The organism is Serratia sp. MYb239 (genome assembly GCF_002966855.1).
Taxonomy (GTDB): domain Bacteria; phylum Pseudomonadota; class Gammaproteobacteria; order Enterobacterales; family Enterobacteriaceae; genus Serratia_B; species Serratia_B rhizosphaerae.
On sequence record NZ_CP023268.1, the window covers coordinates 319106 to 335813 of the forward strand.

Below are 16708 nucleotides of genomic sequence, written 5' to 3' on the forward strand. Positions count from 1 at the left end.
TTAATGGCGGAAGTGGCGCATGTCGGTGAAGATCATGGCGATGCCGTGCTCGTTGGCGGCGGCGATCACTTCGTCGTCGCGAATGGAGCCGCCCGGCTGGATCACGCAGGTGATGCCCACCACGGCTGCGGCATCAATGCCGTCGCGGAACGGGAAGAAGGCGTCGGAGGCCATTGCGGAGCCTTTCACTTCCAGCCCTTCATCGCCTGCCTTGATGCCGGCGATTTTGGCGGAGTAAACGCGGCTCATTTGGCCGGCACCAATGCCGATGGTCATATTGTCGCGTGCATAGACGATAGCATTGGACTTCACGAACTTGGCTACTTTCCAGCAGAACAGCGCATCACGCAGCTCTTGCTCGCTTGGCTGGCGCTCGGTGACGACGCGCAGGTCATCTGCGGTCACCATGCCCAAATCGCGATCCTGCACCAGCAGGCCGCCGTTGACGCGTTTGAAGTCCAGGCCGGCAACGCGCTGCTGCCATTGTCCGCAGGCCAGTACGCGCACGTTCTGTTTGGCGGCCAGCAGGCTGCGTGCTTCTTCGCTGACGTTTGGCGCGATGATCACTTCAACGAACTGGCGGCTGATAATGGCCTGCGCGGTGGCGGCGTCCAGCTCACGGTTAAAGGCGATGATGCCGCCGAACGCGGAGGTCGGGTCGGTTTTGTAAGCGCGCTCGTAGGCCGCCAGAATGTCATCGCCAATTGCCACGCCGCACGGGTTGGCATGTTTGACGATTACGCAGGCCGGCTCGGCGAACTCTTTTACGCACTCCAGCGCGGCGTCGGTATCCGCGATATTGTTGTAAGAGAGCGCTTTACCCTGCAGCTGCTGCGCCGTGGCGACGGACGCCTCCTGCAGATTCTCTTCTATATAGAAGGCGGCCTGCTGGTGGCTGTTTTCCCCGTAGCGCATATCCTGCTTCTTCACGTAGTTCAGATTCAGTGTGCGCGGGAAGCGGCCGGCAGGCTGTTCGGTATCGCCGTGGTAAGCCGGCACCAGCGTGCCGAAGTAGTTGGCAATCATGCTGTCATAGGCGGCGGTATGCTCAAAGGCTTTGATCGCCAGATTGAAGCGGGTGTTGAACAGCAGGGAGCCGTCGTTGTTATCCATCTCGCCAATAATTGCCGCGTAGTCGCTGCTCTTTACTACGATGGCAACGTCTTTATGGTTCTTGGCGGCAGAGCGCACCATGGTCGGCCCGCCGATATCGATGTTTTCCACCGCGTCTTCCAGCGAGCAGTCCGGGCGTGCAACGGTCTGTGCGAAAGGGTACAGGTTGACGACCACCATATCGATCGGCTGGATCGCATGTTGGTTCATGATGGCGTCATCCTGGCCGCGCCGGCCGAGAATGCCGCCGTGTACTTTGGGATGTAGGGTTTTGACTCGTCCGTCCATCATCTCCGGGAAACCGGTATAGTCGGACACTTCGGTGACAGGCAGGCCGGCATCAGCCAGCAGGCGGGCGGTGCCGCCGGTAGACAGAAGTTCAACACCGCGCTGTGACAGCGCCTGCGCAAATTCAACGATACCGGCTTTGTCAGAAACGCTGAGCAGGGCCCGGCGGATTGGACGAGGTTGTTGCATGGTTTTATCCCTTGGCTTTTGAGTCGCAATATAAAGAGCGTTACGTGAATCTCTACCTTTTGACTCTCTATATAAAGAGAAACAGGAACAGATTCAGGTAACGCCCCCATAAAGGGGGATCGTTTCATCGCCGGGAATTGTAGCGAAAACGTTTGCGTGGCGCTCGTAAATTTTCCGCTCAAATACCTTCTGTGGATAAGTTTGTGCAAAAGTGGGTATAAGGGCGGCTTTTGCTGTGGAATGCAGCAAACGAACGTTTTTGTTGAAAATACCTGTTGCGGCCTGCGCGGAACTCCCTATAATGCGCCTCCATCGACACGGAACATGTGAACAACATCACAGAGTGTCCGGGGTCGACAGAGAAAAAATTCTGAAAAAATGAATTGACTCTGAAAGAGGAAAGCGTAATATACGCCACCTCGAGTTAGCAAGCGAAAGCGCGTAACTCACTGCTCTTTAACAATTTATCAGACAATCTGTGTGGGCACTCACAAGACGATATCCAGCATCCTCGGATGCAAAAAAATATCAAGTCTTGAAGAGTGACTAACTGAAGTAAAATTCATGCAGTAAATCTTTGAGCAACAGCTATTAACTTAGCGAATCAAGCTTTTAATTGAAGAGTTTGATCATGGCTCAGATTGAACGCTGGCGGCAGGCCTAACACATGCAAGTCGAGCGGCAGCGGAAAGTAGCTTGCTACTTTGCCGGCGAGCGGCGGACGGGTGAGTAATGTCTGGGAAACTGCCCGATGGAGGGGGATAACCACTGGAAACGGTGGCTAATACCGCATAACGTCTTCGGACCAAAGTGGGGGACCTTCGGGCCTCACACCATCGGATGTGCCCAGATGGGATTAGCTAGTAGGTGGGGTAATGGCTCACCTAGGCGACGATCCCTAGCTGGTCTGAGAGGATGACCAGCCACACTGGAACTGAGACACGGTCCAGACTCCTACGGGAGGCAGCAGTGGGGAATATTGCACAATGGGCGCAAGCCTGATGCAGCCATGCCGCGTGTGTGAAGAAGGCCTTCGGGTTGTAAAGCACTTTCAGCGAGGAGGAAGGGTAGTGTCTTAATACGGCATTACATTGACGTTACTCGCAGAAGAAGCACCGGCTAACTCCGTGCCAGCAGCCGCGGTAATACGGAGGGTGCAAGCGTTAATCGGAATTACTGGGCGTAAAGCGCACGCAGGCGGTTTGTTAAGTCAGATGTGAAATCCCCGAGCTTAACTTGGGAACTGCATTTGAAACTGGCAGACTAGAGTCTCGTAGAGGGGGGTAGAATTCCAGGTGTAGCGGTGAAATGCGTAGAGATCTGGAGGAATACCGGTGGCGAAGGCGGCCCCCTGGACGAAGACTGACGCTCAGGTGCGAAAGCGTGGGGAGCAAACAGGATTAGATACCCTGGTAGTCCACGCCGTAAACGATGTCGATTTGGAGGTTGTGCCCTTGAGGCGTGGCTTCCGGAGCTAACGCGTTAAATCGACCGCCTGGGGAGTACGGCCGCAAGGTTAAAACTCAAATGAATTGACGGGGGCCCGCACAAGCGGTGGAGCATGTGGTTTAATTCGATGCAACGCGAAGAACCTTACCTACTCTTGACATCCAGAGAACTTAGCAGAGATGCTTTGGTGCCTTCGGGAACTCTGAGACAGGTGCTGCATGGCTGTCGTCAGCTCGTGTTGTGAAATGTTGGGTTAAGTCCCGCAACGAGCGCAACCCTTATCCTTTGTTGCCAGCGGTTCGGCCGGGAACTCAAAGGAGACTGCCAGTGATAAACTGGAGGAAGGTGGGGATGACGTCAAGTCATCATGGCCCTTACGAGTAGGGCTACACACGTGCTACAATGGCGTATACAAAGAGAAGCGAACCTGCGAAGGCAAGCGGACCTCATAAAGTACGTCGTAGTCCGGATTGGAGTCTGCAACTCGACTCCATGAAGTCGGAATCGCTAGTAATCGTAGATCAGAATGCTACGGTGAATACGTTCCCGGGCCTTGTACACACCGCCCGTCACACCATGGGAGTGGGTTGCAAAAGAAGTAGGTAGCTTAACCTTCGGGAGGGCGCTTACCACTTTGTGATTCATGACTGGGGTGAAGTCGTAACAAGGTAACCGTAGGGGAACCTGCGGTTGGATCACCTCCTTACCTAAAGATATCCTGACTGTGCAGTGTCCACACAGATTGTCTGATGAAAAGAACGAGCAAAGCGTCGATGCGTTGGGGGTACGGTGACAAATAACACTGTCGCTCGATTTTCCTGGGAAAATCTCGCCCTTACACGAAATTAGCGAATCAGTGATTCGCTAAGCAAATTTCGTGTCCCCTTCGTCTAGAGGCCTAGGACACCGCCCTTTCACGGCGGTAACAGGGGTTCGAATCCCCTAGGGGACGCCACTTGCTGATATCGGGTGAAAGACGGTATCAAACGATATCTCAAAACTGGCTTGCGAGTCATGTTTGAGATATTTGCTCTTTAACAATCTGGAACAAGCTGAAAATTGAAACATGGCAGCTGAAACTTGTCCCCCGTAGAAGTTTGGGATGAGGAGTAACCTGTCATAGAGTCTCTCAAATGTAGCAACGCGACGATGTCGAAAGACACCTTCGGGTTGTGAGGTTAAGTGACTAAGCGTACACGGTGGATGCCTAGGCAGTCAGAGGCGATGAAGGGCGTGCTAATCTGCGAAAAGCGTCGGTAAGGTGATATGAACCGTTATAACCGACGATACCCGAATGGGGAAACCCAGTGTGTTTCGACACACTATCATGTCATGAATACATAGTGGCATGAGGCGAACCGGGGGAACTGAAACATCTAAGTACCCCGAGGAAAAGAAATCAACCGAGATTCCCCCAGTAGCGGCGAGCGAACGGGGAAGAGCCCAGAACCTGAATCGGCTTGTGTGTCAGTGGAAGCGTCTGGAAAGTCGCACAGTAAAGGGTGATAGTCCCGTACACGAAGATGCACAGGTCGTGAGTTCGATGAGTAGGGCGGGACACGTGTTATCCTGTCTGAATATGGGGGGACCATCCTCCAAGGCTAAATACTCCTGACTGACCGATAGTGAACCAGTACCGTGAGGGAAAGGCGAAAAGAACCCCGGCGAGGGGAGTGAAATAGAACCTGAAACCGTGTACGTACAAGCAGTGGGAGCACCTTCGTGGTGTGACTGCGTACCTTTTGTATAATGGGTCAGCGACTTATATTTTGTAGCAAGGTTAACCGAATAGGGGAGCCGTAGGGAAACCGAGTCTTAACTGGGCGTCTAGTTGCAAGGTATAGACCCGAAACCCGGTGATCTAGCCATGGGCAGGTTGAAGGTTGGGTAACACTAACTGGAGGACCGAACCGACTAATGTTGAAAAATTAGCGGATGACTTGTGGCTGGGGGTGAAAGGCCAATCAAACCGGGAGATAGCTGGTTCTCCCCGAAAGCTATTTAGGTAGCGCCTCGTGAACTCATCTTCGGGGGTAGAGCACTGTTTCGGCTAGGGGGCCATCCCGGCTTACCAAACCGATGCAAACTCCGAATACCGAAGAATGTTATCACGGGAGACACACGGCGGGTGCTAACGTCCGTCGTGAAGAGGGAAACAACCCAGACCGCCAGCTAAGGTCCCAAAGTCATGGTTAAGTGGGAAACGATGTGGGAAGGCACAGACAGCCAGGATGTTGGCTTAGAAGCAGCCATCATTTAAAGAAAGCGTAATAGCTCACTGGTCGAGTCGGCCTGCGCGGAAGATGTAACGGGGCTAAACCATGCACCGAAGCTGCGGCAGCGACACTTAGGTGTTGTTGGGTAGGGGAGCGTTCTGTAAGCCGTTGAAGGTGTGCTGCGAGGCATGCTGGAGGTATCAGAAGTGCGAATGCTGACATAAGTAACGATAATGCGGGTGAAAAACCCGCACGCCGGAAGACCAAGGGTTCCTGTCCAACGTTAATCGGGGCAGGGTGAGTCGACCCCTAAGGCGAGGCTGAAAAGCGTAGTCGATGGGAAACAGGTTAATATTCCTGTACTTGGTGTTACTGCGAAGGGGGGACGGAGAAGGCTAGGCTAGCCGAGCGACGGTTGTCTCGGTTTAAGCGTGTAGGGGGAGTGACCTGGTAAATCCGGTTGCTTGTCAACCCTGAGGCGTGATGACGATGCACTACGGTGCAGAAGTAGTTGATGCCAAGCTTCCAGGAAAAGCCTCTAAGCTCCAGGTAACACGAAATCGTACCCCAAACCGACACAGGTGGTCAGGTAGAGAATACCCAGGCGCTTGAGAGAACTCGGGTGAAGGAACTAGGCAAAATGGTGCCGTAACTTCGGGAGAAGGCACGCTGGCGCGTAGGTGAAGTCCCTTGCGGATGGAGCTGAAGCCAGTCGCAGATACCAGCTGGCTGCAACTGTTTAATAAAAACACAGCACTGTGCAAACACGAAAGTGGACGTATACGGTGTGACGCCTGCCCGGTGCCGGAAGGTTAATTGATGGGGTTATGGGTAACCAGAAGCTCTTGATCGAAGCCCCGGTAAACGGCGGCCGTAACTATAACGGTCCTAAGGTAGCGAAATTCCTTGTCGGGTAAGTTCCGACCTGCACGAATGGCGTAATGATGGCCAGGCTGTCTCCACCCGAGACTCAGTGAAATTGAACTCGCTGTGAAGATGCAGTGTACCCGCGGCAAGACGGAAAGACCCCGTGAACCTTTACTATAGCTTGACACTGAACATTGAGCCTTGATGTGTAGGATAGGTGGGAGGCTTTGAAGTGTGGACGCCAGTCTGCATGGAGCCAACCTTGAAATACCACCCTTTAATGTTTGATGTTCTAACTCGGCCCCCTAATCGGGGGTGAGGACAGTGTCTGGTGGGTAGTTTGACTGGGGCGGTCTCCTCCCAAAGAGTAACGGAGGAGCACGAAGGTTAGCTAATCACGGTCGGACATCGTGAGGTTAGTGCAAAGGCATAAGCTAGCTTGACTGCGAGAGTGACGGCTCGAGCAGGTGCGAAAGCAGGTCTTAGTGATCCGGTGGTTCTGAATGGAAGGGCCATCGCTCAACGGATAAAAGGTACTCCGGGGATAACAGGCTGATACCGCCCAAGAGTTCATATCGACGGCGGTGTTTGGCACCTCGATGTCGGCTCATCACATCCTGGGGCTGAAGTAGGTCCCAAGGGTATGGCTGTTCGCCATTTAAAGTGGTACGCGAGCTGGGTTTAGAACGTCGTGAGACAGTTCGGTCCCTATCTGCCGTGGGCGTTGGAAGATTGAGAGGGGTTGCTCCTAGTACGAGAGGACCGGAGTGAACGCACCACTGGTGTTCGGGTTGTCATGCCAATGGCATTGCCCGGTAGCTAAGTGCGGAAAAGATAAGCGCTGAAAGCATCTAAGCGCGAAACTTGCCTCAAGATGAGTCTTCCCTGGGCCTTTAAGGCCCCTGAAGGAACGTTTAAGACTAAGACGTTGATAGGCTGGGTGTGTAAGTGCAGCGATGCATTGAGCTAACCAGTACTAATGAACCGTGAGGCTTAACCTTACAACACCGAAGGTGTTTTAGAGACGCGATTTGATTTTCAGCGAAGTTCCGAGATTGGATTGACTGGCGGCGTGGAAACGTTGCGGGTTGATTGAAACAGAATTTGCCTGGCGGCAATAGCGCGGTGGTCCCACCTGACCCCATGCCGAACTCAGAAGTGAAACGCCGTAGCGCCGATGGTAGTGTGGGGTCTCCCCATGCGAGAGTAGGACACTGCCAGGCATCAAACAAAGTAAGAAGCCTCATGCGAAAGCATGAGGCTTTTTGCGTTTTTGGCCGTTAGGATCGCTTACCTGTATTTTACTCTTATCGACCATTAAAAGGCCCCGTAGGGCCTTTGAGTCACGGGTGTTTGCTTCCTTGAATTACCGACTAATGAGAACTTCCCTGGGAAATCCCGAGCCCGGTTTGCGAACGAACAAACTGGGAGCGGAAGCGCTCACGCTCCTGCTGACCCGTCAATGAACTATCGGTGACGGAGAACAGCCAGGTACCGATAAAGGCTACGATCATGGAGAACAGCGCCGGGTATTCGTACGGATAGATAGGCTTCTCATGGCCCAGAATCTCTACCCAGATCGTTGGCCCCAGAATCATCAGAAGCACCGCAGTCAGCAGACCGAGCCAGCCACCGATCATGGCGCCGCGGGTTGTCAGACGGGACCAGTACATAGAAAGAATAATGATCGGGAAGTTACAACTGGCGGCGATGGAGAAGGCCAGCCCGACCATAAAGGCGATATTTTGTTTTTCGAATAGGATCCCCAAGCCAATGGCGACGATCCCCAGCAGTACTACGGTAATTTTCGACACCCGCAGCTCTTCTTTCTCGGTCGCCTTGCCGTTTTTGACCACGCTGGCGTAGAGATCGTGCGATACCGCAGAAGCCCCGGCTAATGTCAGACCGGCAACAACCGCCAGGATGGTGGCGAACGCGACGGCAGAGATAAAACCAAGGAAGAAATTACCGCCAACTGCATTGGCTAAGTGAACGGCGGCCATATTGGTCCCGCCAAGCAGAGCGCCGGTGGCATCTTTAAAGGCAGGGTTAGCGCTGACCAGCAGGATGGCGCCAAAGCCGATAATAAAGGTCAGAATATAAAAGTAGCCAATAAAGCCGGTGGCGTAGAACACGCTTTTCCGTGCTTCTTTAGCATCGCTGACGGTGAAGAAGCGCATCAGGATATGCGGCAGACCGGCGGTACCGAACATGAGTGCCAGGCCCAGCGAGAGTGCGGATATTGGGTCGGAGACTAGCCCGCCGGGGCTCATGATTTCGCCCCCTTTCGGGTGCACCTTCACGGCTTCGGCAAACAGCGTATTAAAGTCAAAATTGACCGACTTCATCACCATCAGTGCCATAAAACTGGCGCCGGCCAGTAGCAAAACGGCTTTGATAATCTGTACCCAGGTGGTGGCCAACATCCCGCCAAACAGAACGTACATCACCATCAAAATACCGACCAAAATAACTGCTACGTGGTAGTTCAGCCCGAACAGCAGCTCGATCAGTTTGCCGGCGCCGACCATCTGGGCAATCAGATAGAGCGCAACCACCACCAGAGAACCGCATGCTGACAGCAGACGAATCGGTTTTTGCTGCAGTCGGTACGATGCGACGTCGGCAAAGGTATAGCGCCCCAGGTTACGTAGCCGTTCGGCGATCAGGAATAGGATAATCGGCCAACCAATCAGAAAACCAATGGAATAGATCAGTCCGTCGTAGCCGGAGGTATAAACCAATGCGGAAATGCCGAGAAACGAGGCGGCGGACATAAAGTCACCGGCGATCGCCAGCCCGTTTTGAAAACCGGTGATACGACCGCCGGCGGTGTAGTAATCCTGGCGGGAGCGGGTGCGTTTGGAGGCCCAGTAAGTGATGTACAGCGTCGCACCGACGAACAGGACAAACATCACGATGGCTTGAATATTTAACGGCTGGCGCTGTACCGCACCGGTGATGGCATCAGCATTGGCCAGTGTTGGCAGCAGCAGGGCGACAATGGCAAGTAAGTATCTCATTGTTTCACCTCACGCAGAATCTCTGCCGTCAGGCGATCAAACTCGCCGTTAGCACGGAACACGTAGATACCGGTCAAGACAAAAGAGATGACGATCAATCCAACGCCGACGGGAATACCTCGGGTGATGGTGGAGCCGGCGGCGATGGGGGTACCCAGCCACTGCGGCGCGAAGGCGATCAGTAGGATAAAGCCGACGTATAGCGCCAGCGTGATTAACGACAGTAGCCAGGCGAAACGGCCACGTTTGCGCACCAGCTCCTTAAAGCGCGGGTTTTGCTCAATTCCCTGGTAAATGGTGTCATTCATTGTATGTCTCCAAAAGGCATTGATTGCGAACGCCGCGCTATATCCGCAGCCTTTCAGGATACCTACATCTGTTCCGGCATTTGTTTCAGGCAGATACCGGGTAATTCATTCAGACGCAGACTGCAACCTGAACACTTTCGGAGATAGCGGCCGCCGGCCGGACATGCACCGGGCGGCCGGGAACGGCAAAAAATTACGACGGTACTTTCATTGATTGTTTTTCTTCCAACAGCTTGTCGACAACCGCCGGATCTGCCAGCGTCGAGGTATCACCCAGATTGCTGGTATCGCCGGCGGCAATTTTGCGCAGAATACGCCGCATGATTTTGCCGGAGCGGGTTTTCGGCAGAGAGTCGGTCCAGTGCAGGATATCCGGTGTGGCGATTGGCCCTATCTCTTTACGCACCCAGTTGCGTACCTCGGTATAGAGCTCCGGCGTCGGTTCTTCACCGTGATTCAGTGTGATATAAGCGTAAATCGCCTGGCCTTTAATATTATGTGGAATACCGACCACTGCGGCTTCAGCGATTTTCGGGTGGGCAACCAGCGCCGATTCGATTTCTGCCGTTCCCAGACGGTGGCCGGAAACGTTCAGCACATCATCGACGCGGCCGGTAATCCAGTAATAGCCGTCTTCGTCGCGTCGTGCGCCATCGCCGCTGAAGTACATCCCTTTAAAGGTCGAGAAATAGGTCTGTTCAAAGCGCGCGTGATCGCCAAACAGCGTCCGCGCCTGGCCAGGCCAGGAGTCGACCATCACCAGATTGCCCTCGCAGGCGCCTTCCTGCGGCGTACCGGCATTATCGACCAGCGCCGGCTGTACGCCGAAGAACGGCTTCGTGGCGGAACCGGCTTTCAGCTCGGTAGCGCCGGGCAGCGGGGTGATCATAAAACCGCCGGTTTCGGTTTGCCACCAGGTGTCCATGATCGGACACTGGCCGTTGCCAATCTTTTCGTAGTACCACTCCCAGGCTTCCGGGTTAATCGGTTCGCCCACCGAGCCCATAATGCGCAGCGAGTCGCGTTTGGTACCTTCAATCGCTTTGTCGCCCTCCGCCATCAGCGCACGGATCGCCGTTGGTGCGGTATACAGAATATTAACCTGATGTTTGTCGATGACCTGCGACAGACGATTAACTCCGGGATAATTCGGCACGCCTTCAAACATCAGGGTAATGGCGCCGCAGGCCAGCGGGCCATACAGTAAATAGCTGTGGCCGGTAACCCAACCGACGTCGGCGGTGCACCAGTAAATGTCGCCATCATGGTAGTCGAAGACGTATTTGAAGGTCATCGCCGCATAGACCAGATAGCCGCCGGTAGTATGCAGTACGCCCTTCGGTTTACCGGTCGAACCGGAGGTATAGAGGATAAACAGCGGATCTTCGGCATTCATCTCTTCCGGCGGACACTCTGCAGAGACCCCGACGGTCAGCTCGTGCCACCAGAGGTCGCGGCCTTCCTGCCAGTAGCCGGGTTTACCGGTACGTTGGAAAACCACCACATTGTCGACGCTGGTCACCCCTGGATTTTTCAGTGCGTCATCCACATTCTTTTTCAAGGGAACGGAACGGCCGGCGCGCAGGCCTTCATCGGCGGTGATCACCAGGCGGGCGTTGGAGTCGATAATGCGTCCGGCCACCGCTTCCGGTGAGAAGCCGCCAAAGATCACGGAGTGCACCGCCCCGATACGAGCGCAGGCCAGCATCGCTACCGCCGCCTCTGGCACCATAGGCATATAAATCGCCACGACGTCGCCTTTCTTCACCCCCAGACTTTTGAGCACGTTGGCAAATTGGCAGACATCGTGATGCAGTTGCTTATAGGTCACATGCTTGGATTGGTTCGGGTCGTCACCTTCCCAGATAATGGCGGTTTGGTCGCCGCGGGTGGCCAGATGGCGATCCAGGCAGTTGGCTGCCAGGTTGAGAGTGCCGTCTTCAAACCAGCGGATGCTGATATTCCCCGGCGCGAAAGAGGTGTTTTTTACCTGAGTATAAGGCTTGATCCAGTCAACAATCTTGCCGTGTTCTCCCCAGAAGGCCGCCGGGTCTTGCACCGATTGCAGATAGTATTGCTGGTATTGTGCCGGGCTAATCAGGGCATGTTCCGCAATTGCGGCAGGAATCGCATGTTTGTGCAGTTGGCTCATAGCTTTTACTCCTTGTTATAAGTTGTTAATGATATGTCAACTGGTGGTTAAGTATAGTTTGCTATGATTCTTTGTTCCTTTTTTGCGCGATAGATCACGCAACGAAGATATTGATTTGTAATAGTTACTGGCGAATTGACGGGGAGATCTGCGAGGTTAATGTGTCTTTACGGGGGAGTTCACAGTTTTTGACAACAAACCCGTATTTAAAGAACAAAAAAACATAAAGCAAGGGATGTTAAAAACGTCATGAGATATTGCATTTAGCATGGCTAAAACTGTTTCGTAATAATGTGGTTATTAATATTCCTATTCGGTATTAATTAGGCATGATATCTATGAATTGTTTTTTCTTAAAAGTTAAACGTAACGCAATAAAAAAACACCGTGAAGTACGCAATAAATACATCCAGTATTTGTAAGGATTCCCTTCTTTTGACAATCATTCATCCGCCATGTAGGCAAACGTAATTTATTGTTTTAGTATTAAAATTTGTAAGTTTGTGTAAGTTTCAGGAAGTTCCAACCATACGCTTAAATATGCATATTACGTGATGGGTCACGCATTTCCTTATTGCCGATAAATTGAACGATCTGTTTGTTTTATAGCTTAACGCACAGTGAATTATGTATTTAATAACAACGAATTATGTTAATGGAAATTATTGAGAAGTTAGCATTTCCTGCAGCGGCGCGCTTTTTGCAGGTGAAACAAGGCTTGCAGAGCATAGGCTTCAGATGGTACAGATTTAACCCGCAACACTGACAGGGCAAGTGAACGTTACATTAAATTAACATAAACCTGTATTGAATTGATTAAGTATTTCATCTGGAGTTGTTGGTAAAAAATACTTCAGAGGAATGCTTTGAGGACTTTTTTGGGTATGAGAAGTGTGAAAATTAGCCTTGCTTGGCAAATCTTGATTGCGTTGGTGCTAGGGATTGTTGTTGGAGCGATCCTGCACAATCAGACGGACTCTCGCGAATGGCTTGTTAATAATATTCTTAGCCCCGCCGGGAATATTTTTATCAGCCTGATTAAAATGATTGTCGTGCCAATCGTTATTTCTACCTTAGTCGTCGGTATTGCCGGCGTCGGCGATGCGAAGAAATTGGGCCGCATTGGTTTGAAAACCATTCTCTATTTTGAGGTGATAACCACCATCGCGATTGTGGTGGGGTTGACCTTGGCGAATGTTTTCCAACCCGGCCACGGCATCGATATGTCAACGCTGACTACCGTGGATATCTCCCAGTATGAGAAAACCACCGAACAGGTACAGAGCGGCTCTCACAGCCTGGTAAGCACTATTTTATCGCTGATCCCGTCCAACATATTCGCATCGATGGCAAAAGGCGACATGCTGCCGATTATCTTCTTCTCGGTACTGTTTGGCTTAGGGCTCTCTTCCCTGCCCAAGGAAACGAAAGAGCCGCTGCTGAACGTCTTTAAAGCGGTTTCTGAAACCATGTTCAAAGTAACGCATATGATTATGCGTTATGCGCCGGTCGGGGTCTTTGGCCTGATTGCGGTAACCGTCGCAAACTTTGGTTTTGCCTCGTTATTGCCGCTCGCCAAGCTGGTGCTGTTGGTGTATGTGGCCATCGCCTTCTTCGCCCTGGTGGTGCTCGGAACGGTGGCGCGAATGTGCAAACTGCGCATCTGGACGCTGATCCGAATCCTGAAAGACGAGCTTATTCTGGCCTATTCCACTGCCAGTTCGGAAACGGTGCTGCCGCGCATTATTGAAAAAATGGAAGCCTACGGTGCGCCGAAATCGATCACCAGCTTTGTGGTGCCGACCGGGTACTCGTTTAACCTGGATGGTTCCACGTTGTACCAGAGCATTGCCGCCATCTTTATTGCCCAGCTCTACGGTATTGAACTGTCAATCGGTCAGGAAATCGTGTTGGTGTTGACGCTGATGGTGACGTCAAAAGGTATTGCCGGCGTACCGGGCGTTTCCTTCGTTGTGCTGCTGGCAACGCTGGGTAGCGTGGGGATTCCGCTGGAAGGGCTGGCCTTTATCGCTGGCGTCGACCGCATCCTGGATATGGCGCGTACGGCGTTGAACGTTGTCGGCAACGCGTTGGCTGTGCTGGTCGTCTCCAAGTGGGAGCGCCAGTTCGACAGCAGTAAAGCGCTGGCCTATGAGAAGGAATTCCTTGCGGGCAAAGTAAAAACAGCAAGACAATCTTAATATTGCCTCTCGCTAATTATTAAAAAAGCCCGCCATTGGCGGGCTTTTTTTGTGATGTGATGCCAGCGATTGCCCTTTGAGTGTAAAGTTTCTTCAGTAAGCACTTACTTTAGTTTTTTAATACTACGGTATCATTTTTTTATTGTTAAAAATCATTGTGATTAGTAACGATTGTTAAAAGTTCCCACCTTTTTTTACTTGCCTTAATCCTCGCTGCCTCTATTTTTAATAAAGGGTTTTCCTTCTTTAGGAACGATCCTGCATGACATGAAAATGTCATGTATTAGCTTCAAGCCTTTATCGACATCATAAGTTTTTTTTATGTTATTGGCCCTGGGCGGGTAGGTGAAAGCCTGTTTGTCCCCAACAGAGAGAAGCATGCTGTGACAATACTCAAACCCCTAATAGCCAGGAATCGCAGCTGGGCGTTGCAACAGCGCCAGCGCAATCCTCATTATTTCCGTAAGCATATCGCCGGTCAGCAGCCACATGCGCTGTGGATAGGTTGTTCCGATAGCCGGGTTCCGGCAGAGGTGCTGACCGGCGCACATCCGGGTGAGCTGTTTGTACACCGTAATATCGCCAATATGGTTTTACAGGATGACGATAGCCTGATGAGCGTATTGCAGTACGCGTTGGACTATCTGCATGTCTCCGCAATCGTGCTGTGCGGCCACTATGGTTGTGGCGGCGTGCAGGCCGCAGTTAATCTGCCCGATCTGCCGTTGTCGCAGGAGAACAGCGCGTTAGCAAGGCGTCTGAAAAATTTGCGTCAGTCGCTGGCGAGCGAACTGCCGCAGTATCAGCAGAGTGAAGAGGATGAGACGCAGCGCTTGAATCGCGTGATCGACGCGCACGTGGTGACCCAGTTTGCTCATCTTGTCGACTGCCAGCCGGTGCAACAGGTCTGGCAACAGGGCCGCACTCTGGATGTATTCGGCTGCGTTTACGATTTGCATGACGGGCATCTGAAGGAGCTGATTCATCAGGACAGTGCGGAGGTGCATAATGAGCTTAAGCACTCTGCGTAATGATATTCCCGCAGGGATCGTCGTGTTTTTGGTGGCTTTACCGCTCAGTCTGGGCATTGCTCAGGCGAGTGGCGTGCCGCCGTTTGTCGGACTGCTGACCGGTGTGATTGGCGGTCTGGTGGTCACATTACTTAGCCCGTCGCGTTATGCGGTTAGCGGGCCGGCCGCCGGATTGGTAACCATCGTCGTCGGGGCGATGGAAACGCTCGGATCATTTTCTTTGCTGCTGGTCGCGCTGATTATGGCTGGGGTACTGCAGCTTATTTTCGGTTTGTTGCGTGCCGGACGCTTTATTTCATTGGTGCCCGGGACGGTTATCCAGGGCATGCTGGCGGCGATTGGCCTGTTGCTGATTATGCAACAGATACCGGTCGCGCTGGGTTATCAGGGCGAAGAGGGCCTGTCAGGGCTGTTTAGCGCCGCAGGTCAGATGTTGTCGCCGGCTTCGGTCGTGGTCGCGTTGGGTGCACTGTTTATTCTTTGGGCCTGGACGACGGCGCCGGTGAAGCGCATAAAAGTGATGACGTATATCCCCGGGCCGTTGGTGGCGGTACTGTGGGGCGGTTTGGCCGTGGTATTTGGCGAACGCCTGATGCCGGAGTTTATGGGCAATATCTCACGCATTGCCTTACCCCAATTCGACAGCGTTGACGAATTGGGCGCGCAGTTCAGCCGGCCGGACTGGCAGGGGGCATGGAGTAACCCTGCCGTTTATGTGATCGCGGTGACGTTAGCGTTGGTGGCCAGCCTGGAAACCTTGCTCAGTCAGGAAGCGTTGAAAAAGCTTAAATCGCAGACACCAGCGCCATCGCCGGATAAAGAAATGCGCGCGCAGGGTGTCGGTAACATGCTGAGCGGATTCTTGGGCGGTTTGCCCATCACCGCCGTTATCGTGCGGAGTTCGGTTAACGTAAATGCAGGAGCACGCAGTAAAGTTTCTATTTTACTGCACGGGGTTCTGTTGCTGTTGTGCGGTGTGTTCTTCAGCGATTTGTTGAACGTCATTCCGTTAGCAAGCCTGGCGGCGGTACTGCTGTATACCGGCTATAAACTGGCTTCTCCGGCGTTGTTTGCCGTACAGTGGCGTATGGGACTGGCGCACTTCGTACCGTTTATCGTCACCGTTGGCGGGATTATTATCTTCGGCATGCTGGCGGGGATCGCAATTGGTCTGATGGCGCAGGTTCTGTGCAGCACCTACAAAAGCCATCACAATGCGCTGCAGCTGGCGCAGTATGACGATCACTATGTGGTGCGTTTTCATCAGAATCTGACCTTCCTGCATAATCCGCGGCTGCAGAGCGTATTGGCGCAGATTCCTGATAACTGCGTGGTGATTGCGGAATGCGACAATGCAGAATATATCGATCCTGACGTACGTGCCATGCTGGCGGACTTCGGTGCGAGTGCGGCAACGCGCGGCATCACGCTGAACCGCTGGCCGGTGTAGGTGAGATAATGGCGTGAGGAGCATATTCATCACACTTTGCTGATTACGCCGTAAACAGAAAACCCCAGGCTGCGTTTGCGCAGCCTGGGGTTTGCTTATCGTTCAGCTTATTTGGCTGGACGACGGCCAAAGATGCCGCCGAAGATGCCGCCCAGTACGGACAGACCAGCTTCGATAACTTCACCGATGCCGTTGCCCAGGTTGGCAGCTGCGTCTTTAGCGCCTTTGATGCCAAAGTTTTCGATCAGTGCACCGATGCCGTTGCCCAATGCTTTTGCTGCATCAGCAATTGGACCTGCGCCAGAAACGTCCTGTAATTCGACTTTATTTAATTCTCTCATAATCATCATCCTTTTATATGACAGGTTTGTTTTTTCAACGTGAAGAAATAAATGGCGCCCAAGTTAAATTGGCCGGACAA

8 protein-coding genes, 1 tRNA gene and 3 rRNA genes are annotated in these 16708 nt (G+C 52.7%); 7 read left to right on the forward strand and 5 right to left on the reverse strand.

Annotated elements, in window-relative coordinates; translation table 11 throughout:
• Positions 1 to 1590 carry a bifunctional phosphoribosylaminoimidazolecarboxamide formyltransferase/IMP cyclohydrolase gene (gene purH / locus CLM71_RS01490; protein ID WP_105229443.1) on the reverse strand — a complete coding sequence of 530 codons (1590 nt, stop codon included), beginning with the start codon at positions 1588 to 1590 and terminating at the stop codon, positions 1 to 3.
• Positions 1591 to 2203: 613 nt separating this feature from the next.
• On the opposite strand from purH, the gene CLM71_RS01495 reads away from it, so the two are divergent.
• The 4 genes from CLM71_RS01495 to rrf all read left to right on the forward strand — a co-directional run bounded on the left by CLM71_RS01495 (position 2204) and on the right by rrf (position 7345).
• Positions 2204 to 3745, forward strand: a 16S ribosomal RNA gene (locus tag CLM71_RS01495).
• 173 nt (positions 3746 to 3918) lie between these two features.
• A tRNA-Glu gene (locus tag CLM71_RS01500) sits at positions 3919 to 3994 on the forward strand.
• 221 nt (positions 3995 to 4215) lie between these two features.
• Positions 4216 to 7123: ribosomal RNA gene (locus CLM71_RS01505) — 23S ribosomal RNA — on the forward strand.
• A 106-nt stretch (positions 7124 to 7229) separates the two neighbouring features.
• Positions 7230 to 7345: ribosomal RNA gene (rrf, locus tag CLM71_RS01510) — 5S ribosomal RNA — on the forward strand.
• The 16S, 23S and 5S rRNA genes sit together here with 1 tRNA gene alongside, the layout of an rRNA operon.
• Before the next feature lie 150 nt (positions 7346 to 7495).
• On the opposite strand, the gene actP is transcribed toward rrf, so the two are convergent.
• From actP to acs, 3 genes are all read right to left on the reverse strand, one after another.
• Positions 7496 to 9145, reverse strand: coding sequence for a cation/acetate symporter ActP (actP, locus tag CLM71_RS01515; RefSeq protein ID WP_105229444.1), 1650 nt, complete (start codon positions 9143 to 9145; stop codon positions 7496 to 7498).
• Complete coding sequence (locus tag CLM71_RS01520; protein WP_015344244.1) at positions 9142 to 9453, reverse strand: DUF485 domain-containing protein; 312 nt, start codon at positions 9451 to 9453, stop codon at positions 9142 to 9144. The genes actP and CLM71_RS01520 overlap by 4 nt, the downstream gene beginning before the upstream one ends.
• Before the next feature lie 193 nt (positions 9454 to 9646).
• A complete protein-coding gene (acs, locus tag CLM71_RS01525; protein WP_105229445.1) occupies positions 9647 to 11605 on the reverse strand; it encodes an acetate--CoA ligase in 1959 nt (652 codons plus the stop codon).
• A gap of 884 nt (positions 11606 to 12489) precedes the next feature.
• Between acs and gltP the strand changes: the two genes are divergently transcribed.
• From gltP to CLM71_RS01540, 3 genes are all read left to right on the forward strand, one after another.
• The gene (gene gltP / locus CLM71_RS01530) at positions 12490 to 13806 is read left to right on the forward strand and encodes a glutamate/aspartate:proton symporter GltP (RefSeq protein WP_105229446.1); all 1317 of its coding nucleotides are present in this window, start codon (positions 12490 to 12492) and stop codon (positions 13804 to 13806) included.
• 383 nt (positions 13807 to 14189) lie between these two features.
• Positions 14190 to 14837 (forward strand): carbonic anhydrase, encoded by a 648-nt coding sequence (locus tag CLM71_RS01535; protein WP_105229447.1) that lies wholly within the window; start codon positions 14190 to 14192, stop codon positions 14835 to 14837.
• Positions 14815 to 16287 (forward strand): SulP family inorganic anion transporter, encoded by a 1473-nt coding sequence (locus CLM71_RS01540; RefSeq protein WP_105229448.1) that lies wholly within the window; start codon positions 14815 to 14817, stop codon positions 16285 to 16287. The genes CLM71_RS01535 and CLM71_RS01540 overlap by 23 nt, the downstream gene beginning before the upstream one ends.
• A gap of 107 nt (positions 16288 to 16394) precedes the next feature.
• On the opposite strand, the gene CLM71_RS01545 is transcribed toward CLM71_RS01540, so the two are convergent.
• Positions 16395 to 16628: a hypothetical protein gene (locus CLM71_RS01545; RefSeq protein WP_105229449.1), complete on the reverse strand. Its 234-nt coding sequence runs from the start codon at positions 16626 to 16628 to the stop codon at positions 16395 to 16397.
• Between the last annotated feature and the right edge of the window lie 80 nt (positions 16629 to 16708).